Genomic DNA, 248 nt, shown 5'->3' with positions numbered 1-248 from the left:
GGCCAGCGCGGGCACGGTGCGCCAGGGCGCGTCCAGCCAGCGGCCCGCGATCCATCCGGCCGATGCGAGCAGCACCAGCGGCACCAGCACGCGTGCTGCGAGCGGCGGAAACGGGTCGGTCGCCTGGAACATCGGGATCACCTGGAACGACACGGCCATCACGAGCGGCACCACCCAGCCGGCCAGGCCCAGCGCCGCGTGGGTGTCGACCAGCGGCAGCACGGGGACGGCCGGGCCGCCCGCGAGCC

Annotated in this window: 1 pseudogene; it reads right to left on the bottom strand. The window is 76.2% G+C overall.

Annotated features, from left to right (window positions below):
* Nucleotides 1–248 (bottom strand): annotated as a pseudogene (locus tag ACEN88_RS35950) (hypothetical protein); the annotation flags it as partial.

Source organism: Massilia sp. CT11-108, from assembly GCF_047302915.1.
GTDB lineage: Bacteria > Pseudomonadota > Gammaproteobacteria > Burkholderiales > Burkholderiaceae_D > Telluria > Telluria orientalis.
Note: the sequence above shows the minus strand (reverse complement) of the source record. Positions and strands in the feature narration are given on the sequence as shown.